The organism is Longicatena sp. 210702-DFI.1.196 (assembly GCF_020563125.1).
GTDB classification, from domain to species: Bacteria; Bacillota_I; Bacilli_A; order Erysipelotrichales; family Erysipelotrichaceae; genus Longicatena; species Longicatena caecimuris.
In genome coordinates this window covers 1-221 of the sequence record NZ_JAJCPX010000153.1, presented here as the reverse complement: position 1 = coordinate 221, position 221 = coordinate 1, and the positions used below count along the sequence as shown (strand labels likewise).

Here is a 221-nt window from a genome sequence, read left to right as displayed (position 1 = left end):
GTTTTCCTCAACGACCTCATAGTCCACATCTGCCTTGACTTCCTTAAAGACAGCATTCTGTCCGCCTTTTAAGGTAAACCTGCCGTTTTCATCGGTCCTTGCTTCTTTTACTTCTTCGCCAGTATCGCTATTCTTGATCGTATATGCCTCATCCGCATATGCTTTCCCTTCCAGCTTCAAGGTAAAGTGAAAGCTATCTTCTCCATCATATACATAACCTT

General features: G+C 43.0%; 1 pseudogene. It reads right to left on the bottom strand.

Annotation, left to right across the window (positions count from 1 at the left end):
- Positions 1 to 221: pseudogene (locus tag LI241_RS15745) on the bottom strand (DUF4198 domain-containing protein); the annotation flags it as partial.